Genomic DNA, 16,446 nt, shown 5'->3' with positions numbered 1-16,446 from the left:
TGACTGTCTCAAACACAGGAGCCGCAGCTTGACTCTGGCAGCCTATACAACGCGCTACCTGCCGGAGTCGCTGCGCGGCCTGTTCGCGTTGGCTCTGGACCTGCATTGGACCTGGCATCACGGCAGCGACGAACTCTGGCGCACCCTGGACGAGGACACCTGGAACGCCACTCGCAACGCATGGCTGGTACTCAACAGCGTTTCCGGAGACAGGCTCGAGGAAGTGGCACAGGACCCGACCTTCCAGGCGCGGTATCTTGAACAGATGGCGGCTCGTGAGGTGTTTTCATCGGCCAGCACCTGGTATTCGGACAGTTGCGCACCGGCGCTCGACCGAGGCATCGCCTATTTCTGCATGGAGTTTGGACTGAGCGAATCCCTGCCCCTGTACAGCGGCGGGCTGGGAGTGCTGGCCGGGGACTTTCTCAAGGCCGCCAGTGATCTGGGCCTGCCGGTGACTGCCATCGGGCTGCTGTACCAGCAGGGGTATTTTCGACAGGCCATCAGCCGTACCGGCGAACAACTTGAGTTCTACCCCTACAACGACCCCACCATGCTACCGGTCTCGCCCCTGCGAGATGCCGACGATGAATGGGTGAGGGTGGTCGTTCCCCTACCGGGCCGGCCAGTAAGGCTGAGGGCCTGGAGGGCCCAGGTGGGCCGGTGCGAGTTACTGCTCCTGGACAGCAACGACCCGCGCAACGAGCCCGGTGACCGGGGGATCACGAGTGAGCTTTACACCGCTGACCCGGAGAAGCGCCTGCAGCAGGAGATGGTGCTGGGCATTGGCGGTTGGCGATTGCTTCGGCAGTTGGACCGGAAGCCGTTGATCTGCCACCTGAACGAGGGACACTGTGCGTTCGCTCTGGTCGAGCGCGCTTTTGCCTGGCAAGACGACCATCAACAGGATTTCGAAACCGCACGAACCGCCACGCGGGCCACCAACCTGTTTACCACCCATACATCGGTGGCGTCCGGATTTGATCTGTTCCCGGCGTCCCTGCTCAGGCTTTACCTCACACCCTGGCTGGCATCCCGGGATCTCGACCTCAACGGACTGATCGCCCTTGGTAACGGCAGCAACCGTGGACAGGCCCAACCCGGTGAGTGCGCAGAGGATGAATGCCGGCTTAACATGGCCAGATTGGCTTTGAACATGAGCGGACGATTCAACGCGGTAAGCCGTATCCATCAGGCAGTCACACAGAATCTGTTCCAACCCTGGTTTCCCCGCTGGCCGGCCGAAGACATTCCCGCCGGGTATGTTACCAACGGCGTGCACACGCCCAGCTGGGATTCACCGGAATCCGATGCCCTCTGGACCCGCACCTGTGGACAGGACCGTTGGCGGCGCCCCCTCGAACGCCAGTGCCCGATGGCAGAGGTGAGCGATCATGAGCTCTGGGATATGCGCCGGGCCCAGCGCAAGCGCCTGATTCGGTACCTGCGCAGCCGGCTGGCCAGCCAACATTGCGAACAGGCGTTTCCCAGCGACCGGGACGCCGCCTGCGGCGTTCTGTTGGACGGCGAAACCCTCACACTTGGCTTCGCCCGTCGCTTTACCGACTACAAGCGCCCCGACCTCCTGCTGAAAAATCCGGAAAGGCTGATCTCCCTGCTGTCCAGCCGGGATCGTCCCCTTCAGATTGTGCTGGCTGGCAAAGCGCACCCCTACGACCAACGCGGCAAACAGATGATTCGTCAGTGGAAAACCTTCTCTCGCCGCCCGGAGGTGGAGGGCAAGGTGGTGTTCATTGAGGACTACGACCTGGGCGTTGCCAGCCAGCTGGTGCAGGGCGTTGACGTATGGCTGAACTGCCCTCGGCATCCGTGGGAGGCGTGCGGTACCAGTGGAATGAAGGTACTGGTGAACGGTGGGCTGAATCTCTCACAGTATGATGGCTGGTGGGCCGAAGCGTGGCGTCCGGAGGTAGGTTGGGCCATTCGCCCGGGCGCCACCGTCGAACAGCTACGCAACGCCAGGGATCACGACCGGCAGGATGCCGAGGAACTGCTGGACCTTCTCGAATACTCGGTCATTCCTGCTTTCTATACCGTTGACGACAAGGGCATTCCCCATCCGTGGCTGGAAATGATCCGGGCCAGCATGAACGGGTTGACCGCAGCCTACTCAGCCAACCGGATGGTGCGTGACTACGTGGCCCAATTCTATGTGCCCATGGCGGAGATGGGCGCACAACGTTCGCCGGAAGTCGCCAGGCAACTGGTAGCCCAGACCCGAGCCCTGGCCATTCACTGGCCCCACATACGGTTCGGGACGTTTAGCGTGAACACAATCGGCGAGAGCCAGACCTGCACTGTGGAGGTCTATCTCGATGGTGCTGAGCAGGATGAAGTTGCCGTGGAACTCGTTGCAGAGGCGTCTGATCACGGGCCGCGGGTGGTTGCGACGATGACGCTAGTCTATCCGTTGAGTGGTTCGGAGAACACGTTTCTGTTCGAAGCCTCGGTGCCTGCGCGCCCCGAGGGCCACTACACCCCCCGCCTCAGACCCCGAGATGAACGGCTGAACCTGCCCCTCGAAAATCCGGCAATCCTGTGGATGAAGTAGGTTTGGTTTGAAGGGATGGAACGCGTCAGCTGCGCCAGAAGGCGGGCGACAGCACGATGACAACACTCAGGATTTCCAGACGCCCCATAAGCATGCCCACTGACAGAACCCACTTCGCGCCATCCGGCAGCGGGCCGAAGTTGCCCGCCGGACCAATAATGTCGCCAAGGCCGGGACCAACATTGGTGAGTGAGGTGAGGGCACCGGAAAGCGCGGTGATGAAATCAAGCTGCATGGCGGCCAGGGCCACGGTAATGAGCAGGAGGCAGAGCAGAAAAATAAAGGTGTAGGCGATCATGGAGGAGATAATCTCGTCGCTCACTGACCGGCCATTGTAATTCCGGGTCAGCACCGCCCTCGGGTGCAGCAGCCGCATGAGCTGTTCACGAAGGATGATCAGCGACAGCTGAAACCGGAAAATCTTCATGCCACCCGCCGTGGAACCGGAGCAGCCACCCACGAACATCAGGAAAAAGAACAGCACGAACGCCAGGGGGCCCCAGGCCGAGTAATCCTCAGAGGCGTAACCGGTGGTGGTCACCACCGAGGTGACGTTGAACAATGTGGCCGCGTAATTGTGGACCGGATCGAAGGGAACCGGGGACACCAGCCATCGGTAAAGCGTTAGCAACAGCGGCACCAGGAACAGGATCATCAGGAACAGGCGAACCTGCTGGTCACGAAACAGCACGCCATGCTGGCCGTGCAGCTCGCGCACAAACAGGAAGAAGGGCAGGCTGCCGATGATCATGAACAGGGTGGCTTCCATCAGGATTACGTCGTTGAACTTGCCCATGGACATGTCCGATGTCGAAAAACCGCCGGTCGCTATGCTGGTCAAACCGTGGTTGAAAGCGTCAAACAGGGTCATGCCCGAGAGCCAGTAAGTCACCACCGCGATTACCGAGAACGCCACGTACACCAGCAGCAGCCCCCGGCTGAGGGTCTTCATGCGGGGCAATGCCTTGTCGGTCCATTCTGATGACTCGGTGGCAAACAGTCGCATGCCGCCCACTCGCAGGAAAGGCAAGACGGCAACGAACATACCGATGATCCCGACACCGCCAATCCACTGCAGAATCGACCGCCACAACAGCAGGTCCCGGTCCATGGAGTCGAGCCCGCTGAAGACGGTGGCGCCCGTGGTGGTGATGCCGGACGTGCCTTCAAAAAACGCATCGGCGGCAGAAATACCAAGATCGCTGAGGTAGAAAGGCAACGCCGAGAGCAGGGCAATGATGAACCAGGAGGAAACGGTGAGCACAAACATGAAGCGTGGCTTCAGATCCCGGGGCTTCCGGTAGGTGGCGATCATACCCACCAGGCCCAACGTAAACACAATGGTCGCGGACTCGGCGAACGCATCGGCGTTAGGCGCGTGCTCACCGGCCAGCAGTAGCACAGGCAAGGTCATGAAAATGCTCAACAGCACGAACATGACACTGACGATGAAAATGACGGGGTAAAGATTTCTCAATGGATGCTCGAGCCAGCTGAAACCGGGGAACGGCGTCAGAATACCTGCGAGGTGGGACGTCCGCAAGGTAACCAGCCCCTTTACCGGCCATTAACGGTTGATTAAATCACTGTAAAATTGGCGTAAATGCGGATCTTTCTGATGGTAAAAATCGTGGGTCTGGTGCAAGTTCATTGCTGAAAACCGAAAGATTCGGTCAAGGAGATGCAATTATGAGAAGCACACAGGTCATTGCCGCAGTTTTCGTATCTGGATTGGCTACCGCAGGGGCTGCCCAGGCGCAGGACATGTACAAATCCGGAGTCGGCGGACTCTACTCCGGTCTCAATTATACATTCGTGAGCCTTGATAACGGCAACGCCGATGCTGACGTTGGCACGCTCTCCGCGAAAGTAGGTGTCATGGCGACGCCGTTCCTCGGCATCGAAGCCCGGGGCGGTTTTGGGGTGGACGACGACCGGATTGGCGGGGTCGACTATTCCCTGGATAACTTCTTCGGTGGTTATGCCACCTTTAACCTCGCCAACCAATCACCTATTACTCCCTATGCCATCCTCGGCTTTACCCGCGTTGAAGTAGAGGCCGAGTCCGCCTTTGGCTCGGCCACGGAGGACGATTCTGATGTCTCCTATGGTATCGGTATGAACGTTGAATTTGCCCCCAACCTGTCGGGCAACCTGGAATACATGCGTTACTATGAGGATGGCAATACCGAGATCGACGGGCTGGGTGTCGGTTTGCAATTCAACTTCTGACAGCCACAGACCGAGGAGACTGCTTGAACCATCTGGCCCATGTATTTCTCGCGCCAGACTCACCCGAGGCCCGGGTGGGCAGTATTCTCGGCGATTTCAGCCGGGGCGTTGATCTCTCAGCGCTGCCGGCTGGGGTAAGGCAGGGCGTTCGGCATCACCTGGCCGTTGACAGCTACACCGACCAGCACCCCAGTGTACTGGCCAGCAAACAGCTGTTCTCCGCCCAACGCAGACGCTTTGCCGGTGTGGCACTGGATATCCTGTACGACCATTTCCTGCTGATGCACTGGTACCGTTTCACCCATACCGACAAAGACGCCTTCATCCGCCAAACGTACACAGAGCTTCAACGGAGTGAACACCTGATGCCCGAATCCATGGCCCGGGTGACTCGCCGTATGGTCTGGTATGACTGGTTTGGTGCCTACGAAGATCTCGACAACATCGGTGAGGCTCTGGATCGTGTGGCAGCGCGGATCCGGTTCAGGAACCGCTTTCACGGGATAATTGCTGAAATCCGGGAAAACCACTCACAGCTTGAACAAAATTTCCTTTCATTTTTTCCTGATTTACAGGAGTTTGCAGGAGGTATTGAATGAGGTTTATTAAAATTGGCGCTATGGTTGCGGCACTCTCTGGTTTGTCGCCACTGGCCCACGCAGCCAATCCGGAGACGGAATCCGCACAGCGGGTGCCCGAGACCCTCGGTTACGTCGAGTGGATGGTAATTCAGGATACCAGCCTGAGGCTCAAAGCCAGGCTGGATACCGGGGCCAAAACCTCCTCCCTGCACGCAGTGAACATTGAAGCCTTCGAGAAAGACGGCGAAGAGTGGGTAAACTTTCAGATCCCGCTGGGCGACCATGAAGATCAGCCCACAGAGGGCGAGCTGGATCATGAAGACGTCATCCTGGAGTTTGAACGCCCGGTGGAACGCACCGTACTGATCAAGCGAAAAGGGGCGCCGTCCCAGAAACGCTATGTGGTGGTCATGGACTTCTGCATCGCCGGCACGACCCACACCACCCAGTTCTCACTGACCGACCGTTCCAAGTTCTCCTACCCGGCATTGCTGGGACGGCGGTTCATGAGCGACGACAACATCCTCATTGATTCGGCAGACGGCTTCCTGGCAGAGCGGGAATGCGAGTATATGACTCTCGAAGAACTCGCCAAACGACACGCGGCCAATGTCGTTGAGGCAGTGGACCCTGATTGACGCCAAGAAACTCCCGCGGGAAACCTCACTCGGAATCACCCAACAGGGAACTCCGTTTGTGCGTAGCGGACCCGGGATTTTCTGCGAACCGTGAGCGTATAGCCCAGAGTAAGCGGCCCCAGGCGACCAATGAGCATCACCGCCATGATCACCAACTGACCCGCCGTACCAAGCTCGCCCGTGGTTCCTCTGGAAAGGCCCACGGTGCCAAAGGCAGAAACGACTTCAAAGGCGATATCGAGAAAATTGTCCTCCACCAGGGCACTGAGCGACAGCACCCCTACGAACACCACGGCCATGCCGATAGTGGCTGTGGCCAGTGCCTTGAGTACGGTTTCGCTGCTCAGGGATCGCCGGAAGAAGGTGACGTTCAGGTTGCCCCGCAGGAACGAGCGGGTGGCTGCCAGCATGATCACGAAGGTGGATATCTTGATCCCACTGGACGTGGAGTTTGGCGCGCCACCGATGAACATCAACAGCAGCATCATCACGCTGGTTGCCGTGGTCAAAGCACCGATATCGAGGGTATTGAAGCCTGCAGTGCGAGGGGTGACGCCCTGAAACCAGGCAGCCAGCAGCTTGTCCCAGAAGCCGTCCAGTGCACCGAGTGTGGCCGGGTTGCCGAATTCAAAAAGCAGAACCGCGCCGGTGGCAACGAGATTGAGAAAGAGGGTGGCGAGCAGGATAACTTTCACGTACACCGATAAACGCGACCATCGACGCTTGTCCATCAGTTCCATGATAACGATGTAGCCGAGCCCACCGATAATGAATAGGCCTGTTACAGACAGCGTGATGCCGGGGTGGCTCACGTAATCCGAAAGGCTGTCGGCCGAAAGGGCAAATCCAGCATTATTGAATGCTGAGATCGCATAAAACACGGCGTGATAAACGCCATCCCACAAGCCCAGTTCGGGCACGAAGAACAACGCAAGCAACAGTATGCCGACGGCCTCGGCCGCGAGTGCAAACAGGGCGATGGAGCCACTGGCCCGTCGTGCTGTTTGCAGTGAAATTTCATTGAAGGCTTCCTGTGCCACCAGCTGGTGCTGCAATCCCAGCTTGAACCCCAGGGCCAGGGCAGTCAGTACGGCAAACGTCATCAAGCCAAGCCCGCCCAGCTGAATCAGGGCCAGGATCACCAACTGTCCTAACAGGGTGTACTGGCTGCCGGTATCGACCACCACAAGGCCGGTGACCGTGACCGCAGAGGTTGCCGTAAAGGCCGCCTCCATCCAGGTAACCGGCTCCACGGTGGCGAAGGGCAGTTTGAGCAGGCAGGCGCCCAGGGCAATGAGTACCAGAAAGGCTTCCAGCAGAAGCCGGGGAGGGTTGATGCCCTTGGCGGGTTCACCGTGTTTCCGGTACGAGACCAGGTCCAGGAAATGAACTTTCATAGCCGATCGACCAGGTCCCTGAGGTCCTCCAGTTGTCCGCCAAGAATCAGCCGATCGCCCTTACGGATTTTCCAGGTATGGTCGGGGTGGGGGTGGGCTTCTTTCATCCGCTTCACCACCAGCGCCTCCACCGGCTCGCCGTTAATGATTTCGCCGATGGTTTTGTCAACCAGGTCTTCCGTGGTGTGGAAGTCCACTATGAAGTAATTGTCGTCGAGCCCCAGGTAGTCGTGCACCATGGGATAGTTGAGCTCTTGGGAAATCCGCACGCCCATTTCGTATTCGGGCGCAATCACCCGGTTGGCCCCAAGCCGCTCCAGAATCCGGTGATGCTGGTTGGTCAGAGCCTTGGCCCAGACCTTTTTTACACCAAGTTCCCGCAGTTGAAGCGTTGCCAGCATAGTTGCCTCAACGTTCCGGCCAATGGCAACCACGGCGGCATCATAAGTGCCGGCGTTCAACTCCGTCAGGGAGTTTTCGTCGGTTACGTCCGCAATCACGGCATGGGTAATCTCGTCGGCCAGGCGATCAACGCGCTGTTCATCGGAATCAATCCCGAGCACCTCGTGGCCAAGTCGGGTCAGCTCGCGGGCAATGGTTGCCCCGAAAATTCCGAGGCCAATAACAATGAACTGCTGCTTTTCGATCATGGCGACGTTTCCGGGATTTTGAGTGGATGTTGGCGACGGTTGGACGAAATCATCTCACAATACACCAGATTTCCTCTATGCTTACCCGGCGGCACGTGCATAATACGGCCTCGCGGTTTCGTTGCTACGCGTCAGCCACCTGACACCGGAATGGTCCCGACACTTCCAATGATAGCTTTTATTAGCATTTTGCCAGTTGTTCAGATCCTTGGTTTTCTGCTGATCCTTCTCAGTTTTTTCATGACCCTACCGGTGAATCTGCTGATGCTCGGAGACACGCCGGACTGGAAGGCCTTTGTCACGTCCGCGAGTATCTGTTTTCTGGTTGGATTGGCCTGCTTTCTCAGTGCCGGCCGCAAACGGCACGCCCTGAAACAACGGCAGATGTTCATTCTTACCGTGTCCGCCTGGGTAGTGATCCCCTTGTTTTCCAGCCTGCCATTGCTGCTCAGCGATTTGAAACTGAGCATTACCGATGCCTTCTTCGAGAGTATCTCCGGGGTGACAACCACAGGCTCAACAGTTCTGGCGGGCCTGGATCACCTGCCAGGTGACATACTGCTCTGGCGTTCCATCATGCAGTGGCTGGGCGGCATCGGCATCATCGGCATGGCGGTGGCCATCCTGCCGTTCCTGCGCATCGGTGGTATGCGCCTGTTCGCCACCGAGTCGTCCGAGTGGACGGAAAAGGCGGTTCCCAGAACCAATCGCCTGGCTCGGGGATTGGTTTTCAGTTACCTGGCGCTTACGTTCGGCTGCATACTCACCTACTGGGTGCTTGGCATGGATCTGTTCAATGCCGTTAACCACGCACTTACAACGGTTTCGACAGGCGGCTATTCAACCTCCGACAGCTCGATGGGGCAGTTCGACCAGCTTTCCATCCTGCTTGCCTCGAGTGTGTTTATGGCCCTTGGCGGGATTCCGTTTTTTCTGTTTGTACGATTATTGAATGGCCAGGCTCAGCCGCTTTTGCGCGATCAGCAGATACACTTCTTTCTGAAATTCCTGTTGGGCATCGCCACCCTGATTACCATCTACCGTGTGGTGAAGGAGGGCGCATTTCCGCTGGACGCGTTTGTTCATGCGCTGTTCAACGTAACCTCGGTGGTGACCACGACAGGTTATGCCTCCCAGGATTACTCGCTCTGGGGCCCCTTTGTGGTCGTGCTGTTCTTCTTCCTGACCTTCGTCGGCGGGTGCTCAGGTTCCACCAGCGGCGGCATGAAGATCTTCCGTTTCCAGTTATCCATGCTGCTTCTGCGAGAACAGGTGCTGAGGCTGCTCCACCCCAATGCTGTCATCGCCCGGCACTACAACGGTCGCATTATCAGTGACGAAATCGTGGCCTCAAGCGTCGCTTTCTCCTTCATCTTTCTGGCAACACTGGCGGTGGTAGCAGCCATCCTGGCCGCCCTGGGCCTGGACCTGGTAACCAGCCTGACCGGGGCCGCGACGGCGTTGGCCAACGTGGGTCCGGGGCTAGGTGACACCATCGGCCCGGCGGGAAACTTCGAGCCCTTGCCCGAGGGCGCGAAGTGGGTATTAATGATGGCCATGCTGCTCGGAAGGCTGGAACTTCTGAGTGTATTCGTCATGTTCTCGCCGCAGTTCTGGCGTGATTGACCCGATCTAGCTGAATGCCGCAACCAACGCCCATAACCTACGATCGCTTGATGAACCCGGTACTGGTGGCCGGCTGCGTCATCATTCTGGTGAGTTTTGCGGTGCGCGCGTCTTTTGGCCTGTTTCAGTTGCCGATTGCCCAGGAGTTTGCCTGGCCCAGGGAGTCGTTTTCCCTGGCAATCGCTATCCAGAACCTGTTCTGGGGCATCGGACAGCCCATCTTCGGCGCCCTGGCTGAACGGTTCGGCGACCGCAAGGCCATTCTGGGTGGCGGTGCGTTCTATGCAGTAGGCCTGGTGCTTTCGGCCTACGCCATCACCCCGGGCCAGCACCAGCTTCTGGAAATGCTGGTGGGTTTTGGCATTGCCGGCACCGGTTTTGGCGTGATTCTGGCGGTAGTAGGGCGGGCGACTCCAGAACGGCATCGTTCCATGGCCCTTGGCATCGCCACAGCCGCAGGATCTGCAGGGCAGATCGTAGGGCCACCCGTTGCCAACGCGTTGTTGAGCCAGATGCCCTGGCAATCGGTGTTTGTGGCTTTCGCGGGTTTCGTTGCCCTCTCGATGTTTGCCCTGTTACTGATGCGTGCGCCACAGCGACAGCCAGTCGCCGACACCGATGAACCTATGGGTGTTGTGGTCAAGAGGGCACTCAAGGACCCCACATTCCTGTTCATCTTTATCGGTTTCTTCTCCTGCGGGTACCAGCTGGCATTCATAACGGCCCATTTCCCCGCCTTTATCACCGAAATGTGCGGGCCAATTACGCCGGACAGCCTGCTCTACGTACTGGGCGTAACCTCCGCCACAGGCCTTGGCGCCATATCCATCGCGCTGATTGGGCTTTTCAACATTGGCGGAACCCTGCTGGCCGGCTGGCTGGGCAACCGCTATTCCCGCAAATATCTGCTTGCCAGCGTCTATCTGTTGCGGACACTTGTCTCGGCAGCGTTCATTCTCACACCCATTACGCCTGAAACCGTTGTCCTGTTTTCAGTAGCCATGGGTTCCCTCTGGCTTGCTACCGTACCGCTGACATCCGGTCTGGTCGCCCACATCTATGGCCTCCGGTATATGGGCACGCTCTATGGGCTGGTGTTCTTTTCACACCAACTCGGTGGCTTTATGGGCGTGTGGCTCGGCGGGGCGCTGTACGATCTCTACAACAACTACACGCTGGTGTGGTGGGTTGGCGTAGGCGTAGGTGCGCTCTCGGCGGTGATTCATTTGCCGATCAAGGAATATCCGTGGTCGGAGCGCCCCAGGGTGCCTGTTGCTGCGTGATAGAAGCGGAGCGCAGAAGCCTGACACAGGTTCCTTACTACCCTTTTGGATAATCACCGAAAAAAACGACCTGTGGTCGTCCGTAGATATCAAGCTAATAAACTGCCGCAATCACCTGATCGTATAAGCAGGTATCGCAGGGCAGGAGAACACATCATGAGAAAAACCTTCGTTCAAGTTGCAACATTTATGGGTGCTCTTACATGTTATGGCCCCTTGTATGCCGCAGAGCCAATAACGGCTCTGGTTCCGCTCCCTTCAATCGAGGATTTTACCAATGGAGACGGCTGGGGCTTCGGGCTTGGCCTGGGCGTTGAATACGAGACGGCTTATGAGGGCTCGGACGAGTTCGAGGTTGAGGTCGACCCGGCCGGGGGCGTTCAGTGGCGAACCGGCGACCATGTTTTGTTCTGGGCGGGAGAAGCCATTGGTTGGCGGGCTCTGGCGAGCGACTCCTGGCTGTTTCAGGCCTCTGTGGGTTACGAAGAAGGTCGCGAAGAGGGCGATTCAGAAGATGGCAGGCTTGATGGGTTAGGGGAATCCAGTTCCGGAGTGGCTGTACTGTTGCAAGCTCGTTACGCGCTTACACAGGATTGGCGTTACTTCCTGGATGGGCGCGTATCCACAGGCGAAATTGGCACACTCGGCATTTTTGGCGCAGGAATGTGCCTGGCTTGTCAACCGGATGGAACGGGCTGGGAACTCGGCGCCGTCGTCACTTTCCATGACAGTAAGCTGGCCAATCGGGATTTCGGTGTGAGCGCGACTCAGTCGAACAATTCAGGTCTTCCAGAAACGGACGTAGACAGCGGCTACCGATCCACCGGTTTCAATGTTAACTACCGGCATTACCTGAGCGAGAACTGGCAGCTCTTCGGTGAAGCTCTGTATGAACTCTACGGAAGTGATGTTTCAGACAGCCCGATCTCCCGAAACGATTACGAGGCCGAGGTCGGCGTCGGTTTCATTTATGTGTTTTGATGCCGGTTGGCAGAGAAGCAGGTGAAGACGCTTTTGCAGAGTGGTCTTCACCTTGAACCAACGCAACGAATGTGGAATTTGTGCCGTGTCAGGGAAGACGCCGGATGTCGACGAAAGGACTTGAGCTTGTGTGAGCGACTCGTGGCTATACTATATTTAACATAATATACATTATGCGCATTTATGCATAACTTTCGGGCGCCCCGATCCGGCCGTTTGGACGACCACACAAAGTACTAAACAAACACCTCACAAAATGCTAAAGCTCCACACAAAGTACTAAACTTGTTGTCCAGCCCGGTACCCCCTTGTATTAACTTGATTTAAGCTTTCCTACACTGTGGATTCTATTTTGCTGGGAAGGTCGAGTTTCACGCGGAATCGAATTTTCAGATGCCCAAGAACATTCGACTATCCTTGTGATGAAAACATGCTAATGGAATAAGTCACGATCTCAAGTATTTAGATAATTTGAAGCAAAATTCATGTTGGTGGTCCCAGTATGCGAGGAGTACACTCATTTTAGACAGGAAGTCTCTTCTGTTAAGACACATTTATTTTCGTGGTTTTGCTTCACGATCAATGTGTTTTTGATTCAGGAACATTGCTATAGGTCTGACTGATAATTTCGATAAGAAAATCGTTACGTCTGATTTTAAAGATGGTCACGAATTATAGCGTCCGGTATTTAATGCAGTCGCCAGACAGATAGTGTTCTCACCATCGTTCTCTGGAAAGGATTCAAATGACTGACACACCCGGCCCACTGAGTAACAAGCTTCTTGCCGCCCTGTCTGATGACGCCCGCAAGCGTATTTTTCCGAAACTGAAACTGGTCGAGCTGCCCCTCGGGGACGTGATTTACGAATCTGGCCAGTCCATTGAATACGTCTATTTCCCTTTAGACTGCATCATTTCACTGCTCTACGTGATGGTGAACGGTTCTTCCGCCGAAATTTCCGTGGTCGGCAACGAGGGCATGGCCGGAGTCGCCGTTGTTATGGGCGGGGAAAGCACGCCCAACCGGTTTATTGTGCAGAGCCGCGGCCATGCCTACCGGTTGCCCGCCGCTGAACTGAAAAAAGAGTTCAACAACTACTCCGAGATCCGCATTATCACCCTGCGCTTTACACAGGCCTTGATCACCCAGATGTCGCAAACGGCAGTCTGTAACCGCCACCACTCCATCGACCAGCAGCTGTGTCGCTGGTTGTTGTTGTCACTGGACCGGCTGGGCAACAAGGAACTCAATATGACCCAGGAACTGATTGCCAATATGCTGGGTGTCCGCCGTGAGGGCGTCACCGAAGCGGCAGGCAAGCTGCAGAAACTGGGGGTGATCGAATATCGGCGCGGCCGAATCACCGTGATTGACCGCCCGCAACTAGAGTCCCTGAGCTGCGAATGCTACGCCGTAGTCAGACGGGAGAATCGCCGTCTTGAATCCAGGGGTTCAGAGATTTAAGGCCTGGGATCCCCCAGATACTCTCTTGGTTTCCGTCTTGACCCGATACATGGCCGCGTCGGCGTGGGGCAGTAATGCCTCCAGAGTTTCGCCGTCGTTTGGAAACAGGCTGATACCCACGCTAACCGTCAGCGTCTCCCAGTGACCTTGCTGTCGCAAAAGCTCAGCGGCGGATTCCCGTACTTTATCGACCACCGCAAACGCCTGTTCATGTTCTGCAAGGTCGCTGAGCAGCACCACAAATTCGTCACCGCCGTGACGACATACGTGATCCGTCGCGCGCACGCAGCCCAACAGCCTCGAGCCCAGCGCCTGTAATATTTCGTCGCCAACGGCGTGGCCGAGGGTGTCGTTCACTTCCTTGAAGTTATTGAGATCAATGAACAACATCACCATTTTCTTTTCATGCCGTTGGGCCAATGCAGCGGCCTGTGTGAAACGCTCTTCAAACGCATAGCGATTGAGCAGGCCCGTCAGTGAATCGTGCTGCGCCCTATACGCCATTCTGGCGGTTGTTTCTGCCGAAAAGCGGGCGTCGTGGAATTTGACCATCGCGCCGATGATTTCACCTTTCGCGTTGCGCAAGGGTGAGGCGGCATCTTCAATGGCCAGCTCACGACCGTGCCTCGCTCTCAAAACGGCACTGTTATGCAGCTCAACAGGAGCGCCGAATTCCATGACATGTTGCGCCAGGTTGGCTCTCTTCACGCGAGAGGTTACGTCAATTACCCGGAAGACCTCTTCCATCGGTCGGCCCTGCGCTTCCTTCCGGCTGAAACCAGTCAGGGTCTCCGCCGCCGTGTTCATGTAGGTAATATTCGCACAGGTATCCGTTGCCAGCACAGCATCGCCAACGAAGTCCAGCATGGCGTGAGCCATCGCAGTCTCATCCTTGACATTCGTCCTATCCTTTATGGATCTGAGATTCAAACGCTTCCGTGGGCCATACCTCGTCCGCGCGGGTGAGAGATGCACAGCTCTAAAGGAGTTCAACATAATCGCCCCTCTAACCTTCAACAGTCGGTTGTCGCGCCAATGGATTCTTGCGAGCGCAGATCAGGCCTACCAATCCAATCCCGAATAGCGCCAGTGTGCCCGGCTCAGGAACCGGTATACTGGAAGCTTTCATCATAACGAGCATGTCGTCATGATCATCATCGACTCGATTATTATCGTCCAGGCTCAGAATCATATGGTCGAGTCGGCCCTGGAAAATTGTGTAGTTATAAAACGGAGCCTGATTGTTTTCGCCGAGGTTTGATACTGAGCCGGCAGAGGCACCGCCAGACTTCACAGACGAAAAGCCAAAGTCGATTTTGCCAATGCCCGCCGTGTAGAGAACGCTGAACGCCTGACCAGGCGCTGATGAGCCTGTGTTGAACACTTCTGAATTATTAAATAGAAACGAGCCTGTATAGCCAGCTTCTTTCCCCAGATAAGTGAAAGTGAGGTTAAACGGAACGCTAGACGTTGAAATCACAGAGTGAGATGACTGGACTTTATCCGTCAGACCGTAAAATTGATCTGCCACGAACGCGCCTCTGTCGCGAACAGCGTAACTATTGTCGCCAGAAACGGGCACTAACGCTCCACCCGGGTTGGCTACAGTGTCGATGAAGGCCGCGTGGGTAATGCCAGAGGCACCAACTGCAGCCGCGATGACTACGATTCGAATTAATGTATTCATAGTAAAATCCTTCCCATGGATTGCCGAGGCCAATAAAACAGCCTAAAAACCTTCAACCGAATCCAGCCGCCTAGTTTTCAATAATCACTTCAACGCGCCGGTTTTGCTGGCGCCCCATGGCAGACTCGTTACCGGCCACAGGGCGTTCAAGCCCAAGACCGGACACCGTAAGCCTGCGGCTTTGTACGCCATGATCCGTTAAGTAACGGCGAACCGAATCAGCTCTCTTCAGCGACAGGGTCTGGTTGAATTGTGCGCTGCCGACGTTGTCGGTGTGGCCTTCGATCAGTACGTTCCGGTCCGGATAGGTTTTGAGAAAGTCCACCAGCTTTTCCAGGTTGCGATTAGACCCGCCCTGCAGATCTGCGCTGCCAGTGGCAAACAGTACGTCGCCCAGCGTCAGCACCAGGCCACGTTCTGTTGCTTCTGCCTCAAGCTCGTCGATCTGCCTTTGCATCTCTTGGGCGGCTTTTGCAGACACGGCTGCAGCTTCCAACTCAGAGCTGCGGGCAGTATCCGCGTCGGCACGCGCTGCATCTGCCTCAAGGGTACGGGCTGCCAGCCTGGCAGCATCACGTTCCTCTCCCAGGCGTTTCCGGTCCGCTTCCATCTGGCGGGTAGTGCCCGTGGCTCTGGCGATTTCCACCATACGGTCGGCCATATAGATCCGGTGGTCTGCCAGCATGGCTTCGTCGCTGTCGAGAGGCTGTTCGGCCAGTTGTACGGCAGCTTCCGCATCACGCAATTCAATGCGGGCGTTACTGGCCATCGCCGGGTTGCGCTGCAGCTCTGTCAGCTTCTGTCGCGCATCCAGCGCCTCAGTCGATGTTTCAGGCGCCATGGCGCAGGCGCTCAGCAGCAACGAGGAAAGCAGAACAATGGCACTGGTTTTGCCAACGAACGGTTTTTTCAATAGCGATACAGTTTTCATTTGTGCTCTCCCTGGCGCCCCATTTCCACATCCAGAGCATCGGCGCCGCGCCCCATTTCACGATTGATTTCCGCCGCTTTGGCGGCTTCTGTTCTTGCCATCGCCAGCCTGGCAGCCACGCTGGCCTGTTTGGCCAACTGGTCCGCCTTTGTCATGGACTCTTCAGCCACAGCCTTTTCTGCCATAACCAACTGTGCGCGGGCTTCTTCCAGCTCTGCGCCGGCGTATTGCCGCGCATCTGCCTGTTCAGCTCTGGCAATGGTGTCTCTGGCCACGTTCATCGACTCGGTCGGTGGTAAGGGCGCCGAGGCGCACGCAATCAGTAATGTCGTCAGAGCAAGAGTGAAAAATAGAGAATTTCGGTGGTTTACATTGCCTGCAAGAGAAAGTTTCATAACCTGGC

Annotated in this window: 15 protein-coding genes; 8 read left to right on the top strand and 7 right to left on the bottom strand. The window is 56.7% G+C overall.

Going from position 1 to position 16,446, the window contains the following annotated elements:
* Positions 1 to 28: 28 nt before the first annotated feature.
* Positions 29 to 2,572: an alpha-glucan family phosphorylase gene (gene glgP / locus BM344_RS01655; RefSeq protein WP_091985262.1), complete on the top strand. Its 2,544-nt coding sequence runs from the start codon at positions 29 to 31 to the stop codon at positions 2,570 to 2,572.
* Between the two features lie 25 nt (positions 2,573 to 2,597).
* On the opposite strand, the gene BM344_RS01650 is transcribed toward glgP, so the two are convergent.
* Complete coding sequence (locus BM344_RS01650) at positions 2,598 to 4,010, bottom strand: TrkH family potassium uptake protein (protein WP_091985259.1); 1,413 nt, start codon at positions 4,008 to 4,010, stop codon at positions 2,598 to 2,600.
* A gap of 251 nt (positions 4,011 to 4,261) precedes the next feature.
* Here BM344_RS01650 and BM344_RS01645 point away from each other — a divergent pair, with 251 nt between their 5' ends.
* From BM344_RS01645 to BM344_RS01635, 3 genes are read left to right on the top strand one after another with little or no spacing between them, the layout of a single operon-like run.
* Entirely contained in the window at positions 4,262 to 4,804 is a 543-nt protein-coding gene (locus tag BM344_RS01645) for a porin family protein (protein ID WP_091985258.1), read from the top strand.
* 23 nt (positions 4,805 to 4,827) lie between these two features.
* Positions 4,828 to 5,403: an acyl carrier protein phosphodiesterase gene (locus tag BM344_RS01640; RefSeq protein ID WP_091985255.1), complete on the top strand. Its 576-nt coding sequence runs from the start codon at positions 4,828 to 4,830 to the stop codon at positions 5,401 to 5,403.
* The gene (locus BM344_RS01635; protein WP_167363201.1) at positions 5,400 to 6,023 is read left to right on the top strand and encodes an ATP-dependent zinc protease family protein; all 624 of its coding nucleotides are present in this window, start codon (positions 5,400 to 5,402) and stop codon (positions 6,021 to 6,023) included. Before BM344_RS01640 ends, BM344_RS01635 begins: the two co-directional genes overlap by 4 nt.
* A 35-nt stretch (positions 6,024 to 6,058) precedes the next feature.
* Here the strand turns inward: BM344_RS01635 and BM344_RS01630 are convergent, their stop codons facing one another.
* The gene (locus tag BM344_RS01630) at positions 6,059 to 7,420 is read right to left on the bottom strand and encodes a TrkH family potassium uptake protein (protein ID WP_091985253.1); all 1,362 of its coding nucleotides are present in this window, start codon (positions 7,418 to 7,420) and stop codon (positions 6,059 to 6,061) included.
* Positions 7,417 to 8,070 carry a potassium channel family protein gene (locus BM344_RS01625; protein WP_091985250.1) on the bottom strand — a complete coding sequence of 218 codons (654 nt, stop codon included), beginning with the start codon at positions 8,068 to 8,070 and terminating at the stop codon, positions 7,417 to 7,419. The genes BM344_RS01630 and BM344_RS01625 overlap by 4 nt, the downstream gene beginning before the upstream one ends.
* Before the next feature lie 240 nt (positions 8,071 to 8,310).
* Between BM344_RS01625 and BM344_RS01620 the strand changes: the two genes are divergently transcribed.
* From BM344_RS01620 to BM344_RS01605, 4 genes are all read left to right on the top strand, one after another.
* The gene (locus BM344_RS01620; protein WP_407656787.1) at positions 8,311 to 9,696 is read left to right on the top strand and encodes a TrkH family potassium uptake protein; all 1,386 of its coding nucleotides are present in this window, start codon (positions 8,311 to 8,313) and stop codon (positions 9,694 to 9,696) included.
* Between the two features lie 50 nt (positions 9,697 to 9,746).
* Positions 9,747 to 10,979 carry an MFS transporter gene (locus tag BM344_RS01615; protein ID WP_228143523.1) on the top strand — a complete coding sequence of 411 codons (1,233 nt, stop codon included), beginning with the start codon at positions 9,747 to 9,749 and terminating at the stop codon, positions 10,977 to 10,979.
* A 156-nt stretch (positions 10,980 to 11,135) separates the two neighbouring features.
* On the top strand, positions 11,136 to 11,960 hold the full coding sequence (locus BM344_RS01610) for a MipA/OmpV family protein (protein ID WP_091985244.1): 825 nt from the start codon (positions 11,136 to 11,138) through the stop codon (positions 11,958 to 11,960).
* Positions 11,961 to 12,705: 745 nt separating this feature from the next.
* Complete coding sequence (locus BM344_RS01605; protein WP_091985241.1) at positions 12,706 to 13,425, top strand: Crp/Fnr family transcriptional regulator; 720 nt, start codon at positions 12,706 to 12,708, stop codon at positions 13,423 to 13,425.
* Here BM344_RS01605 and BM344_RS01600 read toward each other — a convergent pair.
* The 4 genes from BM344_RS01600 to BM344_RS01585 all read right to left on the bottom strand — a co-directional run bounded on the left by BM344_RS01600 (position 13,414) and on the right by BM344_RS01585 (position 16,318).
* Positions 13,414 to 14,304: a diguanylate cyclase domain-containing protein gene (locus BM344_RS01600; protein WP_167363200.1), complete on the bottom strand. Its 891-nt coding sequence runs from the start codon at positions 14,302 to 14,304 to the stop codon at positions 13,414 to 13,416. The two genes, BM344_RS01605 and BM344_RS01600, sit on opposite strands and share 12 nt — an antisense overlap.
* A 127-nt stretch (positions 14,305 to 14,431) precedes the next feature.
* On the bottom strand, positions 14,432 to 15,112 hold the full coding sequence (locus BM344_RS01595; protein ID WP_091985237.1) for a PEP-CTERM sorting domain-containing protein: 681 nt from the start codon (positions 15,110 to 15,112) through the stop codon (positions 14,432 to 14,434).
* A 70-nt stretch (positions 15,113 to 15,182) separates the two neighbouring features.
* On the bottom strand, positions 15,183 to 16,043 hold the full coding sequence (locus BM344_RS01590) for an OmpA family protein (RefSeq protein ID WP_091985235.1): 861 nt from the start codon (positions 16,041 to 16,043) through the stop codon (positions 15,183 to 15,185).
* Entirely contained in the window at positions 16,040 to 16,318 is a 279-nt protein-coding gene (locus tag BM344_RS01585) for a DUF4398 domain-containing protein (RefSeq protein WP_167363199.1), read from the bottom strand. The genes BM344_RS01590 and BM344_RS01585 overlap by 4 nt, the downstream gene beginning before the upstream one ends.
* Between the last annotated feature and the right edge of the window lie 128 nt (positions 16,319 to 16,446).

Origin of the sequence: Marinobacter gudaonensis, assembly GCF_900115175.1 — a bacterium.
Lineage (GTDB): Bacteria > Pseudomonadota > Gammaproteobacteria > Pseudomonadales > Oleiphilaceae > Marinobacter > Marinobacter gudaonensis.
Note: the sequence above shows the minus strand (reverse complement) of the source record. Positions and strands in the feature narration are given on the sequence as shown.